1 rRNA gene is annotated in these 447 nt (G+C 43.6%); it reads right to left on the reverse strand.

Going from position 1 to position 447, the window contains the following annotated elements:
* Positions 1-447 (reverse strand): 23S ribosomal RNA (locus CLM60_RS00005); the annotation flags it as partial.

The raw sequence follows: 447 nt of genomic DNA on the forward strand, positions 1-447 counted from the left end.
TTAGGCTTACCAAGTGGTCTTGGCAGATTCCGACAAAATTTCACATGTTTCGCCGTACTCAGGATACTTTCTCGAGGTTATTGCATTTTGTATACGGGGGTATCACCCTCTATGCCGCTACTTCCCAATAGCTTCTACTATACAATAACTTTGTAACTCTAACAAAAGTCCTACAACCCCGCCCCGTAGAACGGTTTGGCCTGTTCCGTGTTCGCTCGCCACTACTAACAGAATCATTATTATTTTCTTTTCCTCTAGGTACTAAGATGTTTCAGTTCCCTAGGTTCCCTTCTTATAAGCTATGTATTCACTTATAGATAACATGAGATAAATCATGTTAGGTTTCCCCATTCGGACATTCCGGGATCGCAGCTTACTTCCAGCTCCCCCAGACTTTTCGCAGGTAATCACGTCCTTCTTCGGCTCCATTTTCCAAGGCATTCACCA

Origin of the sequence: Actibacterium ureilyticum (assembly GCF_002285435.1) — a bacterium.
Taxonomy (GTDB): domain Bacteria; phylum Pseudomonadota; class Alphaproteobacteria; order Rhodobacterales; family Rhodobacteraceae; genus Actibacterium_C; species Actibacterium_C ureilyticum.